Raw genomic sequence first — 15,969 nt, forward strand, 5'->3', positions numbered from 1 at the left:
CCACAAACGGGCCCACAGCGAACCAGGATGTATCCGGTTCCCTGATGATGCTATCTGTGACAGGGTGTCCACCCACCCGGGCCATCCCCTACCGGCCGGTACGCTGACCCGGGTGTCCCGACTGATCCGCTCCCCGCGCCTGCTCATCGCCGTGGCCGGGCTCGCCGCGCTGTTCCTGGTGGCGATGATGGTTCCGCTGCCGGGCCCGCAGCAGATCCGTGACTGGGCCGGCGACGCCGGACCGCTGTTGCCGCTGCTGTTCTTCCTCTTCTACGCCGTGGTCGCCGTCGCCCCCGTTCCGCGCACCGTGCTCACTGTGACCAGCGGTGTGTTGTTCGGTCCGATCCTCGGTTCGGTCATCGCCATGGCCGCCACGGCGGTGAGCGCGACCGTGGCGCTGCTCGGGGTACGCACGCTGGGCCGCGACCGGGTCGCCCAGCACCTCACCCACCCGGCGGTGCGGGCGATCGATGATCGGCTGGCCCGGCGCGGTTGGCTCGCCGTGGCCGCGCTGCGGTTGATCCCCATGGCTCCCTTCTCGATCGTCAACTATTGTTGCGGGCTGTCGTCGGTCCGGGTCTGCCCGTATCTGGTTGCGACAGTGGCCGGTTCGGCCCCCGGTACCATCGCGACAGTGGTGCTGGCCGGTTCCCTGGCGGGCGACAGCCACCCGCTCACGATCACCGTCTCGGCCGTCTGTTTGTCGATCGGGCTGATCGGGCTGATCGTGGACCTGCGGCTACCGGTCGACGCGGCAGCGCCGGAGCCGGAGCCCGCCACCTCCTGACCGACGGCGCGCCTACGCCGAGCCGTCCCGATCCGCGCGGATAATCCCAGGCCATGGCGATCACGGTGGGACGCAGATCCGCACTCGCACTGCTGGCGGCGCTCCCCCTGCTGGCAGCGGGCACGGCCCGCGCACAATCCGCGCTCGGCCCAGGGGTGGGCATCGACCCCCACCGCACCCCGGTCCGGTACACGATGACCGCCTTCCGCGCCGACAGCGATACCACCCTCGCGGTCTACGAGTCCGCGGACGGCACCGATTTCACCCCGGTCAGCGAGCACGCGTACACGCCGCCGGCCGGCCTGGTCCGCGATCCGAGCGTGCTGCTGCACACCGACGGCCACTACTACCTCACCTACACGATCGCCGGCGACGCGACCGCGATCGGCGTGGCCCGCAGCCGCGACCGGATCACCTGGACGTTCCTCGCCAACGTGCCGATGCTGGTGGCGGGCAGGCTCGAAGGCGCGTGGGCGCCGGAGTGGTACGCCGACGCGGCGGGGCGGGTCGGCATCATCGTGTCGCTCACCTGGGGGCACGGCTTCACCCCGCACCTGCTCATCCCGCTCGATGCCGGACTCACCAGCTGGGCGCCGCCGGTGCCGATGCTCGGGCTCGGTCCCGCCGGGCCCGGCTCACTCGGCCATATCGACACCACCTTGGTCCGCCTGGACGGGCGCCTGTTCGCGTTCGCGAAGAACGAGGACTCCAAGCTGATCGAACTCGCCGTCGCCGATCGGCCGATCGGGCCGTACAGCTTCGTCGCGACGGGCGACTGGGCCGGTTGGGGTGGGCCGCGGGAGGGTCAGTCGGTCGTCCGCCTGCCCGACGGCGGGCACCGCATCTACCTGGACGCCTATACCGAGGGCCGCTACTACTTCAGCGACAGCTACGACGGCTTCCGCACGTGGTCTCCACCGGCCGAATTGCCAGGTCTGTCGGGGGTGGTCCGGCACGGCACGGTCCTGACCGAGTTCAGTTCGGTGATCTGAACTGAAACCCCACTACTCCAGTGCCACCTGGTTTAGGTTGTGATTCGGAACAAATTTGAAAGTGAGCTTCTTCACACTGACCAGTTGTGAAGAAGTAATATTTCAGAAAACTCTAAGAGTTATAGACTCGGAATAGCCCAGGGTTCGCCAGCTACATCCGGTGCGGGATCCAGAGCAACGTCCGGTGACGCGCCCGCGATCACCGAATCCCCGTCGCGCCGTTCTCGGCTTGCACTCCCATGAGGTGACCCGCCATGGAATACACCCATCTCTCCGAATTCCGGATCCGCTCCGGCGACCTGGTGATCTGGACCCCCGAACTCACCTCCCCCGACGCCTGGCGCGACGACGAGCGCCCCCTCGCCAGCGTCCACGAGCAGTACCTCGGGTTCCTCGACCCCGAGGACGCCCGCCCCGGCCGCGGCCGCTGGATCGGCACCATCTTCGAGATGGACGCCCCGCTCGACGCCGAAGCCTGGGCCACAACCCTGCGGCTGTGGCACGACCGCCACGAGGGCTTCCGCACCACCGTCGCTCCCACCGGCGACGGCGGATACCACCGCGTGACCACCGACCCCGGCACCGTCCGGGTCACCGGCGCCCCGGTCGCCGATCTGTCCGACGGCGACGAGATCAACGAATACCTCTGCGACGCACTGGAATTGCGCCTGTCAGCACTCGTATGGCCGCACCTGCTGGTGGCCACGGTGGCCCACGACACCGACGACTTCACCGTCCTGGTCGGCGCCGACCACTCGGTGCTCGACGCCTACTCCCAGGCTGTGCTCATTCTCGAGCTGCGCACCCTCTACACCGCGGTCACCACCGGCGGCGAGATCCGCGACTCGGCCACCTTCGGCAGCCCGGCCGACTACGCCGTCATCGAGCGCGCGGCCGCCGAGGAGCTCGATCCCGGCTCCCCCGCCGTCGCGGTGTGGCGCGAATTCCTCGGTACGCCGGGCTCTCCCATGCCCCGCTTCGCCGCGGACCAGGTCGCCGCCCTCGACGGGGAACACGCCCAGCCCAGCGTCTCGCGCACGCTGCTCGGCATCGAGCAGCTCGAGGAAGTCGAGGCGGCGCTCGATCGGCTCAAGCACCGGCTGTCGGTGGCGGTGTTCGCCGCCCTGGCGATGGCCTCCCGGGAGACCTTCGGCGACGACCGTTTCCGCACGGTGATGCCGATCGCGACCAGGCCCGACCTCACCTGGCTCGAGTCGATGGGCTGGTTCGTCAATGTCGTCCCGGTCGACGTGACACTGCCCTCCGGCGCGGATATGACCGTCGCGCTGGAGGCCACCCGCGCCTCGCTCAAGCGCGCCCACCTCTGCAACGACGTGTCCTGGGGCCGCTCCCTGGCGATGGTCGGCGCGGTGGAGGGCCCGACCTACGGTGCGTCCTTCCTCGACATCCGTATGCTTCCGGACTACGAACTGGTCGCCGACCTGCGCGGACGAACCCTGCGAGCGGTCTCGTACTCCACCGACGAGGTGTACTTCTGGGTGGTGCGCGGCCCCGACGGGCTCTATGTCTCCACCCGTCACCCCGCGGGCCTGCCCGGCGAGGTCATGGAACGCTTCCTCGCCGAATTCGCCAGGGCCATGTACGCGGTGACCATGGTGGCAGCCGCGCCCGCACCGGTCACCGATGCCGCGGCGGCACTGAGCGCGGGCTGAGAATGCGCGCACTGCTGGCCTTCACCGGGAGCCGGGGCGACGCCCAGCCCGGCATCCTGCTGGCTCGCGAGCTGCTGGCTCGCGGGCACTCGGTGACGCTCGCACTGTCGCCCAATCTCGTCGAATTCGCCACCGCGCACGGCGTCGCCGCCGTCGGCTTCGGCCGCGACAGCGCCGAACTGCTGCGCACCCAGCACGACGATCACCGCTTTCGCAGTCCGAATCCGCGTCAGCGGGTGCGCGCGGTGCTGGATCTGCAACGGCGCGGCGTCGTCGAGGCGGTGCGTGATCTGCTGGTTCTCGCACCCGGTCACGATGTGCTCGTGACCGGGATGGCGGGCGAGGAGGCGGCCGAGAAGGCCGCGCGGCGCGTCGGGTTGCCGCTGGCCGCGGTGCACTTCTTTCCGATCCATCCGAATCGGTCGGTGCCGGTGGTCCCCACCGCGTGGGGGGCCCGGATTCCTAAGGCGCTCAACCGGCGGATCTGGTCGGCGCTGCGCTGGGCACGAGACGCCGCGCTGGAACAGCCGCTCTCGGAGTTCGGGATCGTCGAACATCCCCTCCCCGATCGGGTGTCGATCCAGGCTTACGACGTCGACCTGTTTCCCGGGTTGGCCGCCGAGCTGCCGGATCGACATCCGGTGACCGGTTTCGCCGTCGATGCCGGCGGATTCCTCGGCGCGGCCACCGATCCCGCGCTGACCGCGTGGCTCGACGCCGGTTCGGCGCCGATCTATGTCGGCTTCGGCTCGATGGCGGTCGACGATCCGGCCACGCTGGTGGCAATGTTGCGCGCGGTCTGCGCCCGTCGTGGTCGCAGGCTGCTGCTGGCTGCGGGGTGGGCGGGCATCGAGCCTGTCCTGTCGCCCGAGATGGCGGTCGTCGAGCAGGTCGATCATGCGTCGGTGTTCCCGCGCTGTATCGCCGCGGTGCACCACGGCGGCGCGGGCACCACCGCTGCCGCGCTCAGAGCCGGTGTCCCGCAGGTGATCTGCGCGATCCAAGCCGATCAACCGTACTGGGGCCGGGCCCTGGAACGGCTCGAGATGGCGGGCACAGTGCGCGCCGCCGAGCTCACCGAGGCCGAGCTCACCACCCTGCTCGACCGCGTCGCCGACCCGGAGGTGATCGCGCGCGCCGCCGCGTACGCGAGCCGGTTCGCGAGCACGGGGGTGGCACGCGCCGCCGACGAGGTGGAATCCCTTGTCCCCCTGACATTCCCGAGTCCTGTTTCCAGCCACGCCGGGAGGCCGCAGTGAGCACCGATATCGCCGTCCGCACCAGCGGTCTCGGTAAGTCCTACGGCGACTTCACCGCCGTCGGCAGCGTCGACCTGAGTATCGCGGCCGGATCGGTGTTCGCGATGCTCGGCCCCAACGGCGCGGGCAAGACCACCACCGTCCGCATGCTCGCCACGTTGCTGCGACCCGACCGGGGCAGCGCCGCGGTGTTCGGCTACGACGTGGTGCGCGAGGCGACCGCGGTGCGCTCGATGATCGGGCTCACCGGCCAATACGCCTCCGTCGACGAAACCCTCACCGCCGGTGAGAATTTGCGATTGTTCGGGCGGCTGTTGGGCCTGTCGCGGCGCGCTGCCGCAAGCCGGGCCGAGGAGCTGCTCGAGGAGTTCGAGCTGTCGGCCGTCGCGCGCCGCAGCGTCAGCGCGTTCTCCGGCGGCATGCGACGGCGGCTCGACCTGGCCGCGACGCTGATCACGGTGCCCCCGCTGATCTTCCTCGACGAGCCGACCACCGGCCTCGACCCGCACACCCGCGACCGCATGTGGGGCATCGTGCGCGGACTGGTCGCCCGCGGCGCCACCGTGCTGCTCACCACCCAGTACCTGGAGGAGGCCGACGCGCTCGCCGACCGGATCGCGGTCATCGATCGTGGCACGCTCGTCGCCGACGGCACTCCCGCCGAACTCAAGTCCTCCATCGGTGAGCAGGTGCTGCGCCTGGACATCCCCGACACCGCCGACCTGCGCCGGGCCGAGGCGCTGATCCAGGAGATCACCGGCGACGTGCCGGAAGGGTCGTCGACAGGGACGTTGACCGTCGCACTGCACGATGTCACGCGCGGCGCCGATATCGTCGCCGCCTGCCGCGCCGAGGGCATCACCCTGCGCGGTTTCGCGGTGGACCGGCCCGATCTCAACGAGGTGTTCCTGTCGCTGACCGGACGCGCACGCACCGTGGACGCGGCATGAGCACCCTGCGCGAAAGTTCGAGGACCACGATGACCCGTACGGTCGAGAAGCCGCTCCAGGTGGTGCGCGCGCCACGCGTGACCCGTGTGGGTCCGCTTGCCGCCCTGCGTCATTCGCTGATGATGGCATGGCGCGGGCTGCTCACTTTCCGGCACAGTCCGCAACTGCTCTACGACGCCATCCTGCTGCCGATCGTCGGTCCTGTGCTGTTCGGCAGCATCTTCGGCACCGCCATCGCGGGCAGCATGGCGGCGTATCTGCCGATCATGATCCCCGGCGTGCTGGTCCAGATCGTGCTCACCTCCTCGGTCGCCACCGGCGTGCAATTGTCCGAGGACATCCACTCGGGTGTCTTCGACCGCTTCGTCGCCATGCCGATCGCCCGATCCGCGCCGGTTGCCGGGGCATTGCTGGCCGGGACCGTGCGCTATCTGATCGCCGCGACCACCGTGGTGATCGTCGGCTTCTGCATGGGCTACCAACCCACGCACACCACCGGCTTCCTGGCGGGCGCGGTGCTGGTCGTGTTCGCCACCACCGCCATCAGTTGGTTGTTCGCGTTCATCGGCGCCACCATCGCCCGCCCCGCCGCCGTGCAGGGCATGTCCATGCTGGTGCTCACCTTCCTGGGCTTCGCCTCCAATGCCCTGGTCCCCGAGGAATCCATGCCGACCTGGATGCAGCACGTCTCGGACCTGAATCCGGTGTCCTACCTGGTCTCCGCCGTACGCACCCTCGCCGCGGAGGGCACCGTCGGCGCCGATGCCTGGTGGTCGCTGGTCGCCTCGGTGGTCGTGGTCGCTGTTTTCGCGCCGCTGACCGTACGCACTCTCCGTTCCCGCTAGGAGCCTTTCGATGACCGTCATCGCCCCCGCCGCCCCCGCGGTGTCCACCGAGCTCAACCGGATCACCGCCGACGACGACCTGTTCTTCAAACTGCACAGCCTCTACCCGAACGCCCTGGTCAACCAGCTGGCGTACCGCTTCGACACCGCGCTGGGCCGGGACCTGCTCGCCGACTGGCACGCGCATCTGGCGACCGGGTTCATCGCGCGGCGGGTCCGCACCACGCGTTTCCCGATCGCCCGCGCACACTGGGAGCCCGCCACCGAATCGCTGCCGCTGCGCTGGTCGGACACCCCGATTCCGGCGGACCGGGTGCTCGACTGGTTCCTCGAGCAGGCCGCCGTGGAGTTCGACCCCGAGCGCGGGCTCGTCTGGCAGCTCGCGGGCGCGCCGCTCGAATCCGGTGGCACCGTGGTCACGTTGGTCGCCTCGCACGTGGCGTGCGACGGCGGCGCCATGATGCACGCGATCGTCGATTCCCTGGACCGGCTCAACCGCGGGGAGACACCCGACCGCCTCGCCGGTGCGGGCAGGCTCGTCGGTCCGGTGGCGGGCACGGGCCGCTTCGCCGCCGACCTCGCCGATGCGCGTAAGCAACTCGGTGCCGTCGCCCGTGGGGTTCGCGCGGCACGCCGGTCACGCGGTGTCAGCGAACCGGCCCGCAATCCGCGCCCGGCGGCGCCACGGCTGCCCCATGCCGACACCTGGCAGGCCGCCGAGGCCATCGTTCAGCTCGACCTCGCCCAATGGGACGCCGTGGCCGCCGCGCACGGCGGCACCACCAACGGCCTGCTGATCGGTGTCGCGGTCGGGCTGCTCGGTCGCAGTGGCCGCGTGGCCGACGGCGCCGAGGTGCGCGTCGACATTCCGCATTCGATGCGCGAGGCCGACGACCCCCGCGCCAACGCCACCACCGGGCTGCCGATCAGCGTCGGCTACCGGGCGGGCGAACGCGCCGATCTGCCCGCGGTCCGCGCCGCGCTCAAGGCGGCGGGCCTGGCCTATCTCGATCCGGCGACCATCCCACCCATCCAGCACCTGCAACCGGTGCAGATGTTGTTGCCGAAGGTGGTGCTGCACAAGTTCGCCCGCACCGCCAAGGCACCGGAGTGCCTGTGCACCAACATGGGTCGCACCGCGCAGAACATCGCGGTCCTCGGATCACACCGCGCGCGCGATGTCATCATGCGCCCGGTGGTCAATCCCGGTCCGGTCGAGTTGTTCCGCCAGGTAGAGGTCGGTGTCAATCTCGCGTTCTCCTGCGATGACGACACCGTGACCCTCGTGGTCACCGGCGGCGACCCCGATCGTTTCCCCACCCGCGCGGCACTGCGCGAGTTGCTGGCCGCCGAGTTCGCGGACTGGGGGCTCACGCCGCGGTTCTGGTGACGGACTAGGAAGCTTCCTCGACGAAGTCGGCGGGCGCTTCGACCGTGTCGATCCGCAGCGCGAACCGGAACCCGCACGCCGCCTCGAGCGAGGCGGAGCCCGGCTGCGGCCGGTTGCGCACCTCGATGCTGACGTCGAGGTCGTCGAACCCGACGTGGAACCGGTCCGCCATCCACAACTGGGTGTGCCACGCCGTCTGCCCGGCGAGAACATCGCCGGGGCCGGGCCGGAAGTCGCGCAGCCGCACACAGACCGGCGTGTACCCGTCGGTGTCGGGCGCGAGGTACAGCACCACCGGGCCGTGCATCTCGAGCAGCAGCCGCAGCACCCGCAGCGCGTCATCGCTGGCCTCGACCGCGCGGTGACGATGATCTACCTTGCGGCCGTTGGGATGTCGAACCATCGTGCGCTCCTCGCAGTTTTCTCGCCGGTGATCGTGCTCGGGGCACACTATCGTTGCGAAAGGTTGGTCCAGGGTTGGTACCGGTCCAAACCTGCGAAGATCACCCGCGCGTGTCACGGCCACGGAATCGCCTCGCGTCCGCGACGTTGACTACTGATATGGCACTCGAATCGGTTCGCTTCTCGATCCTGGACCGCTCACGCGTGCGGCGCGGGCAGGACCACGCCGACGCCCTGCGTGAGACGGTCGCGTTCGCGGTACTGGCCGAGCGGTGGGGCTACCACCGGTTCTGGGTCGCCGAGCATCACAGCGTTCCCGGCGTCGCCGGAACCGCGCCGACCGTGCTGGCGGCGGCGGTCGCGGCGGCCACCTCGCGCATCCGCGTCGGCACCGGTGGAGTGATGCTGCCCAATCATCAACCACTCGTCGTCGCCGAGCAGTTCGGCGTGCTCGGATCGCTGTTCCCCGGACGGATCGACATGGGCCTCGGCCGTTCGGCCGGATTCACCGACGGCGTCCGCCGCGCGCTCGGCCACGACCTCGACGACGCCGACGATGTCGACGCGCGCCTCACCGAGGTCCTCGACTACTTCGCGACGGGCAGGCAGGGTGTGCACGCAGGCTCCGCCGAAGGCGTGGATGTCCCGGCGTTCCTGCTCGCCACCGGTTCCGGGGCCGAGCGCGCCGCGCGATTCGGGCTGCCCCTGGTGATCGCCCCGATCGCGGGCACACAGGCGATGGTGGACGCGATCGAGCGGTACCGCACCCAGTTCCAGCCCTCGGCTCGAGTCCGGCGACCGTATGTCGTCGTCTCCGCGACGGTGATGATCGCCGACTCGGCCCAGCAGGCACACCGGCTCCTGCTCCCCGAGGCCTGGGCGAGCGCCTACTCACGCACGCACGGCGAGTTTCCCGCGCTGATCCCACCCGAGGAGATCGACCCGGCGACGATGACCGACCGTCAACGCCACCTCTTCGAACAGGCGCTCGGCCAGCAGATCCACGGTACCGAGGATCAGGTCGCCGAAGCGCTGGAGAAGCTGGTGAGCCGCACCGACGCCGATGAAATCCTCGTGCACACCAGCACTTTCGATCGAGCGGCGCGGCTGGATTCGCATCGGCGGCTCGCCCGCGTCGTCACCCTGGCGGCCTAGTTCTCTCCGACAAGATTCGCGAGACCACTTGTGCTCCAAAAACAAACCCGTCTGCCTCGCAATTTATTCGACGGTGTAAACAATCGTGAAGTGACTCACTGTGCGAGCACCGCTCTGCAGGGCCGCACCACTGCGGCGAGGCAGATCCTGCCGATAGCCATGCCATTGCCCTTGACCACACAAACGCCCTGGTACAGGTGATCTGGGGGTTCGAGCGGATTGCCGAAGTTTCCGTAACACCGTGTCGCACAAACGAACTCGCGCCGAACAGTGCGCTGCATCACTGCACCCGATGCCGACCGGCGACCGGTAGGGTTCGATTCCACCGGCGCTCGAGATTCGTCCGGTAAACCATTCTTCGACCGCATCCGGGAGCTCACGTGTCACAATCGCGTTTCGAATCCATCGGGGCATATCTTCCGTCGAACATCTTGTCCACCACCGAATTGATCTCCCGGTTGAAAACGCCACCGTCGTTCGATCTGGAGCGCATCACCGGCGTGAAAGAACGCCGTGTGCGCGACACCCGCCCGGAGTCGACCGAGGACTCGTTCACCCTGGCCGTCAACGCCGCGCGGGACTGCCTGTCACGGTCGAGCTACGCACCGGGCGAGCTGGACGTGATCATCTCGTGTTCGATCACCCGCAGCAACGACGGCACCCGGATGTACATGGAGCCCTCGTTCGCGTCGACGATCGCCAAGACTCTCGGCGCCGAGCGGGCCATCACCTTCGACGTCTCCAACGCGTGTGCCGGAATGCTCACCGGCACCTACATTCTCGACCGGATGATCCGCTCGGGCGTGGTGCGCAACGGCATGGTGGTCAGCGGCGAGGCGATCACCCCCATCGCCGAGACCGCGGTGGACGAGATCACCGAGAAATACGATCTGCAGTTCGCCTCGCTGTCGGTCGGCGACTCCGGGTGCGCGGTCGTGCTCGACCGCGCGGTCGACGACGCCGACAAGATCCACTACGTCGAATTGCTCACCGCCGCAGAGCATTCACACCTGTGCCTCGGTATGCCCAGCGACAAGTCGTCGGGCGTAGCGCTCTACACCGACAACCGCAAGATGCACAACGAAGCGCGGTTCCTGCTCTGGCCCGACGCCCAGGGCAGCTTCCTCGAACAGCAGGGCCGCGACTTCGCCGGCGAGCAGTTCGACTACATCATCCATCACCAGTTCGGCGCTGCCGCGGTGCCCTACATCAACGCGGTCGCCGCGCGCGAGTTCGGCGCCGAGATGCCGCCGGACCTCAATGTGATCGAGAAGTACGGAAACACCTCGACCACGTCACATTTCATCGTTCTGCACGATCAGCTCGCCGACGACAACATCGCGGCGGGATCGAAACTGCTCATGGTGCCTGCCGCGTCCGGTGTGGTCGCCGGCTTCCTGTCCGCCACCATCTCTTCCCTGAAGGTCTGAGGTCAACACATGGGCATTCGCATCCGAGCCACGGGCACGAGCAGGTCGACCGATACCCACAGCGTCGTCACGCACAGCGGGCGCGCCGCCGCGCAATGCCTGGAACGGGCCGGTGTCCGTCCCGACCAGGTCGGGGTGCTGATCAATACCGGCGTCTTCCGCGACTCGAACACCGTGGAACCGGCGGTGGCCGCGCTGATCCAGAAGGCGGCGGGTATCGGGCTCGACTACACCAAGACCGATCCGCGGACTTTCTCCTTCGATCTGATGAACGGCGCGGTCGGCGTCGTCAATGCCGTCCAGGTGGCGGGCTCGGTCTTGACGACGGGTAGTACCGAGCACGTCCTGATCGTCGCGGGCGACACTCACCCGTCGATGGCCCGGTCGAGCGCCGACGCCGAATTCCCCTATGCCACCTCGGGTGCCGCCCTGCTGCTCGAGCAGGTCGACGACCCCGAGGGCTTCGGCCCGGTGTACACCGCGACCACACCCGGCACTCCAGCCGGCCAGGCTTACGTCGACACGGCGGCCATGGGCACTGTCGGACGAACGCTGATGACGGTCGAACGCGAACCCGACTTCGAGGACCGAATCCTCGCGGTGGCCACCGACGTCGCACACTCCGCGCTCGCCGACTTCGACGGCGCCTTCGTGGCGTTGATCGCGTCCACGCCGAGCCCGCACTTTCCCGGGCGGCTCGCCGACGCCCTCGGTATCGACCAGGACGCGGTGCGGGTGCCCGACCTGTCCGACGGCGACCCGCACACCGCCGCGCTGCCGTTGGCCTATGCCCGCGCGAGCGCCGAGGGCACCCTCACCGGCTACACCCATGTGCTGTTCGTCGCCGCGGGGGCGGGTCCGTCCGCCGCCGCGACGCTGTACCGGCTCCCCGCGGAGACCGCCGCGTGACGACGGCGACCTACTGGGCGACGATCGACCGGTTCCGGGCGCTCGCCCGCGAGGAGCCCGACCGCGAGGCCGTCATCTATCCCGACGGCACCACCGCCGACGGGTTGCCCGGCTACCGCGACATCTCCTACCGCGATCTCGACCGCTGGTCCGACGCCATCGCCGAACATCTCACCGATTCCGGGGTGGGCAGCGGCACCCGCACCATCGTGCTCGTGCTGCCGAGCCCGCAGCTGTACGCGATTCTGTTCGCGTTGCTGAAGATCGGCGCCGTTCCGGTCGTCATCGATCCCGGCATGGGCGTGCGCCGGATGGTGCACTGCCTGCGCGCGGTCGAAGCCGAGGCGTTCATCGGGATCCCGCAGGCGCATGCCCTGCGGGTGCTGTTCCCACGCAGTTTCCGGCGCGTGCGCACCACTCTCACGGTGGGGCGGCGCTGGTTCTGGGGTGGACCGACGCTGGATTCGTGGAGCCGCACCCCGTCCGGCGCGCTGCCCGAGCGGGTGCCCGCCGATCCGGACGCGGTGCTGATCATCGGATTCACCACGGGCAGTACCGGTCCCGCCAAAGCCGTCGAACTGACCCACGGCAATCTCGCGGCGATGGTGGAGCAGGTGCACGCCGCCCGCGGGCACACACCACCCGGCACCTCCCTGGTGACGCTGCCGCTGGTAGGCGTCCTCGACCTGCTGCTCGGGTCCCGGTGTGTCCTGCCACCGCTGATTCCGAGCAAGGTCGGCTCCACCGATCCGGCACACGTGGTCGACGCGATCCAGCGTTTCGGCGTGCGCACGATGTTCGCCTCGCCCGCGGTCCTCATCCCACTGCTGGAACGGTTGCGCGCGCATCCGGTCGACCTCCCGTCGCTGGCCAGTATCTTCTCCGGTGGCGCGCCTGTGCCGCACTGGTGCGTCGCCGGATTGCGCGAGGTCCTGCGCCCCGATGTCGAGATCTATGCCGGATACGGCTCCACCGAGGCGCTGCCCATGTCGACGATCGAATCGCGGGAATTGCTCGCCGGTCTGGTCGAGCGCGCCAAGAACGGCGAGGGCACCTGCATCGGCAGGCCCACCGATCGGGTGCGTGTGCGGCTGCTCGCCATCACCGATGACCCGGTCGCGACCTGGGACGACACCGAAGAACTCGGCGCAGCAGAGATCGGCGAGATCGTGGTCGCCGGCCCGAATGTGAGTACGCGCTACTACTGGCCCGCGCAGGCCAATACCGCGGGCAAGATCGCCGACGGCGAGCAGATCTGGCATCGCACCGGTGATCTGGGATGGCTCGACGAGCAGGGCCGGATCTGGTTCTGCGGGCGCAAGAGTCAGCGGATCACGACGTCGCGGGGCCCGATGTTCACCGTGCAGATCGAACAGGTCTTCAACGCGGTCGCCGGAGTGACGCGCACGGCGCTGGTCGGTGTCGGCGCCCCCGGCGCCCAGCGACCGGTCCTGTGCGTGGAGCTCGAACCCGGCGCGGACGCGGTGGCCGCACTCACCCGATTGCGGACGCGCGCCACCGAATTCGGCACTCTCGTCCCGATCGCCGAATTCCTCGTACATCCGCGCTTCCCTGTCGATATCCGGCACAACGCCAAGATCGGCCGCGAACAACTCGCCCGCTGGGCCACGAAGAAACTGGACTCGCGACGATGAAGATCCTGGTCACCGGCGCGTCCGGATTCCTCGGCGGCGCCATCGTGCGGGCACTCGTCGCGCAGGGTTCCCACGATGTCTCGATCCTGGTGCGGCCCACCAGCGTTCTCGACGATCTCGGCCCTGCCGTGGAGCAGGTCACACTGGTCTACGGCGACCTCGCCGACGCGGCGTCGCTGCACCGGGCCACCAGCGGCATGGACGCGGTGATCCACAGCGCCGCGCGGGTCGACGAACGCGGTACCAGGGATCGCTTCTGGACCGAGAACGTCCGCGCCACCGAGTTGCTCCTCGACGCGGCGCGACGCGGCGGCACTCGCCGGTTCGTCTTCATCTCGAGCCCGAGCGCCCTGATGGAGCGCGACGGTGGCGATCAGGTCGACGTCGACGAGTCGCTGCCGTATCCGAGCCGCTACCTCAATCACTACTCCGAAACCAAGGCCGCGGCCGAACGCGCCGTACTCGCCGCTGACACACCGCAATTCACGACCGTGGCGCTGCGGCCGCGAGCGATCTGGGGCGCCGGGGACCGCTCCGGGCCGATCGTTCGGTTGCTCGATCGCACGGCCGCGGGCTCGCTGCCCGATCTGTCCTACGGTCGCACCGTCGAGGCCTCGCTGTGCCACGTGGACAATATCGTGCACGCCTGCCTGCTGGCGGTGCGCTCGGACACGGTGGGCGGCACGGCGTATTTCATCGCCGATGCCGAGAAGACCGATGTCTGGGGGTTCCTCGGCGAGGTCGCCACCCGGCTGGGGTACCAGGCCCCGACGCGCCGACCGAACCCGCGCGTACTCGCCGCGGTCGTCGCGACCATCGAAACGATTTGGCGGATACCGGCGGTGGCGAATCGCTGGTCGCCTCCGCTCTCGCGCTACGCCGTCGCTCTGATGACGCGGACCGCCACCTATGACACCGGTGCGGCTCGCCGCGATCTCGGCTATGTGCCCGTGGTGGATCGCGACACCGGTCTGGCCGGATTCCTGGCGTGGCTCGACGAGCAGGGCGGCATCGAGGTGCTCGCCGAGAAACTTCGATAGGCCGGGAGGCAATCATGAACGGCAGCAAAGTTTTCCGTCGTCCGGTGACGACGACCGAGCGCATGTATTTCCCCATGCGCGAGCTCGCACCGCCCTTCCTCATGCAACTGGTGGTTCCCGGTGAGGGCAACATCGACCCGGAGGCATTGCGCACAGCGGTAACCACTGCCGCCGCGGTGACGCCCGGCGCGCGGCTGCGACGGCACGGCAACGAGTGGGTCGACAGTGGCATCGCCCCGGCCGTGCGCGTGGTCGGCCACCGGCTGAGCTACCCCGCGCTCGAGACCGATCCCGTCCTCACCGGCGCGATCGGGCCGACCCCTGATGCCACCGTCGAGGTGCTGCTTCTCACCGGCGCGCCCACAACGCTGATCTTCCGCGTCTTCCACGGCGTCATGGACGGCATCGGCATGGTGGCGTGGGCCACGAATGTGCTGCGCGCCCTGCGCGGCGAGGGCCCGGTTGCCCAGCCCGATCCGATCGCCGACCAGGAACTCGTCGCGAAGGTGGGCGCTCCCGGTAGGCCGACTCCGATGGTTCCGCGCTACCGCACCGCCGTCGGCCGCGGCCGGCAGCGCCGCGATCTCACGCCCCATCTCCTGCGTCATCGCCGGATCGAGGCCGCCGGTCCGGGCGCGTTGGCCCGCGTCTGCGCCCTGCTGGCCGCCGAGACTCCCGGTACCTCGCGCATCATGATGCCCGTCGACCTCCGTCGCCACGACCCGGCGCTGCGCTCCACCGCCAACCTCGCGCTCCCGCTGTTCCTCGACATCGAACCCGGCCGCGACTGGACCTCGATCAAGGACCAGATCAAGACCGGACTGCACGAACGGCGCGAGCTGAATCAGCTGGCCAACACGCGCATCACCCTGGTCCCCGACCCGATCAACCGCGGCGTGCTGCGCACCACGAACTGGCTCGGCGCCCGCCTCGGCCGAAACCTCGCCTCGGCCACCGTCTCCCAGATGGGCCGCTTCACCGCCGACGAACTCGCCGTCCCCGGCTTCCGCCCGACCGGACTGTTCGTCCTGCCCCAGCACAGCATCGCCATGCCCCTGCTGTTCGGGCTGACCGAGTTCGACGGCCACACCGATCTGACGGTGTCAGCACGCAACGGCGCCGGTATCGAGGCCCGCCTCGAAGCCCTGCTCGATCGCATCGTCGCCATGCTCGAAGCCGAACTTCGCACCCCGAGCCCGGCAGACCAGCAGTAGAAGCCACCCACCCGGCCCCGGCGACCAGGTCACTACCGCGACTATCCTGGACGCTGTGGGCATCATCGGCGAACTCTTCCCAGGCAAGAAGCTGCAGAACGAGGGCAGCGGAGACTCCAACGGCCAACCCCACCTCGACTTGGACCTCGAAGCGGGCGTCATCCGCGTCACCGGCGCCGTCACCCCGCGCCCGGCCGACGACGATTCCGACGACTGACCGGCCACCACCACCCCGCTGTCGAACCGACCAGCTCGACAGTGCGCCACC

The 15,969-nt window shown here is 69.2% G+C and carries 15 protein-coding genes; 14 read left to right on the forward strand and 1 reads right to left on the reverse strand.

Annotated features, from left to right (window positions below; genetic code table 11):
• The first annotated feature begins 112 nt into the window (after positions 1–112).
• The 7 genes from ACFWFP_RS09380 (at position 113) to ACFWFP_RS09410 (ending at position 7,896) form a co-directional block, all read left to right on the forward strand.
• Positions 113–787, forward strand: coding sequence for a TVP38/TMEM64 family protein (locus tag ACFWFP_RS09380; protein ID WP_379294246.1), 675 nt, complete (start codon positions 113–115; stop codon positions 785–787).
• A gap of 53 nt (positions 788–840) precedes the next feature.
• Positions 841–1,779, forward strand: a complete 939-nt coding sequence (locus ACFWFP_RS09385) for a hypothetical protein (RefSeq protein WP_379294247.1) — start codon at positions 841–843, stop codon at positions 1,777–1,779.
• A gap of 254 nt (positions 1,780–2,033) precedes the next feature.
• On the forward strand, positions 2,034–3,452 hold the full coding sequence (locus ACFWFP_RS09390; RefSeq protein WP_379294248.1) for a condensation domain-containing protein: 1,419 nt from the start codon (positions 2,034–2,036) through the stop codon (positions 3,450–3,452).
• A 2-nt stretch (positions 3,453–3,454) separates the two neighbouring features.
• A complete protein-coding gene (locus tag ACFWFP_RS09395; protein WP_379294249.1) occupies positions 3,455–4,711 on the forward strand; it encodes a glycosyltransferase in 1,257 nt (418 codons plus the stop codon).
• Positions 4,708–5,661 carry an ATP-binding cassette domain-containing protein gene (locus tag ACFWFP_RS09400; RefSeq protein WP_379294250.1) on the forward strand — a complete coding sequence of 318 codons (954 nt, stop codon included), beginning with the start codon at positions 4,708–4,710 and terminating at the stop codon, positions 5,659–5,661. The genes ACFWFP_RS09395 and ACFWFP_RS09400 overlap by 4 nt, the downstream gene beginning before the upstream one ends.
• A 29-nt stretch (positions 5,662–5,690) precedes the next feature.
• Positions 5,691–6,506, forward strand: coding sequence for an ABC transporter permease (locus ACFWFP_RS09405; RefSeq protein ID WP_379294251.1), 816 nt, complete (start codon positions 5,691–5,693; stop codon positions 6,504–6,506).
• Between the two features lie 10 nt (positions 6,507–6,516).
• Positions 6,517–7,896: a hypothetical protein gene (locus ACFWFP_RS09410; protein WP_379294252.1), complete on the forward strand. Its 1,380-nt coding sequence runs from the start codon at positions 6,517–6,519 to the stop codon at positions 7,894–7,896.
• A gap of 4 nt (positions 7,897–7,900) precedes the next feature.
• On the opposite strand, the gene ACFWFP_RS09415 is transcribed toward ACFWFP_RS09410, so the two are convergent.
• Positions 7,901–8,299, reverse strand: a complete 399-nt coding sequence (locus ACFWFP_RS09415; RefSeq protein ID WP_379294253.1) for a DUF779 domain-containing protein — start codon at positions 8,297–8,299, stop codon at positions 7,901–7,903.
• Positions 8,300–8,457: 158 nt separating this feature from the next.
• On the opposite strand from ACFWFP_RS09415, the gene ACFWFP_RS09420 reads away from it, so the two are divergent.
• The 7 genes from ACFWFP_RS09420 (at position 8,458) to ACFWFP_RS09450 (ending at position 15,918) form a co-directional block, all read left to right on the forward strand.
• The gene (locus tag ACFWFP_RS09420) at positions 8,458–9,453 is read left to right on the forward strand and encodes an MsnO8 family LLM class oxidoreductase (protein WP_379294254.1); all 996 of its coding nucleotides are present in this window, start codon (positions 8,458–8,460) and stop codon (positions 9,451–9,453) included.
• A 380-nt stretch (positions 9,454–9,833) separates the two neighbouring features.
• Complete coding sequence (locus ACFWFP_RS09425) at positions 9,834–10,883, forward strand: 3-oxoacyl-ACP synthase III family protein (protein WP_379294255.1); 1,050 nt, start codon at positions 9,834–9,836, stop codon at positions 10,881–10,883.
• A 9-nt stretch (positions 10,884–10,892) separates the two neighbouring features.
• Complete coding sequence (locus ACFWFP_RS09430; protein ID WP_379294256.1) at positions 10,893–11,792, forward strand: hypothetical protein; 900 nt, start codon at positions 10,893–10,895, stop codon at positions 11,790–11,792.
• Positions 11,789–13,447 carry a fatty acid CoA ligase family protein gene (locus ACFWFP_RS09435; protein ID WP_379294257.1) on the forward strand — a complete coding sequence of 553 codons (1,659 nt, stop codon included), beginning with the start codon at positions 11,789–11,791 and terminating at the stop codon, positions 13,445–13,447. The genes ACFWFP_RS09430 and ACFWFP_RS09435 overlap by 4 nt, the downstream gene beginning before the upstream one ends.
• Positions 13,444–14,487, forward strand: coding sequence for an NAD-dependent epimerase/dehydratase family protein (locus ACFWFP_RS09440; protein WP_379294258.1), 1,044 nt, complete (start codon positions 13,444–13,446; stop codon positions 14,485–14,487). Before ACFWFP_RS09435 ends, ACFWFP_RS09440 begins: the two co-directional genes overlap by 4 nt.
• A gap of 14 nt (positions 14,488–14,501) precedes the next feature.
• The gene (locus ACFWFP_RS09445) at positions 14,502–15,701 is read left to right on the forward strand and encodes a peptide synthetase (protein ID WP_379294259.1); all 1,200 of its coding nucleotides are present in this window, start codon (positions 14,502–14,504) and stop codon (positions 15,699–15,701) included.
• 55 nt (positions 15,702–15,756) lie between these two features.
• A complete protein-coding gene (locus ACFWFP_RS09450) occupies positions 15,757–15,918 on the forward strand; it encodes a hypothetical protein (protein WP_379294260.1) in 162 nt (53 codons plus the stop codon).
• Positions 15,919–15,969: the final 51 nt, after the last annotated feature.

Origin of the sequence: Nocardia sp. NPDC060249 (assembly GCF_042728755.1) — a bacterium.
Classification (GTDB): Bacteria; Actinomycetota; Actinomycetes; order Mycobacteriales; family Mycobacteriaceae; genus Nocardia.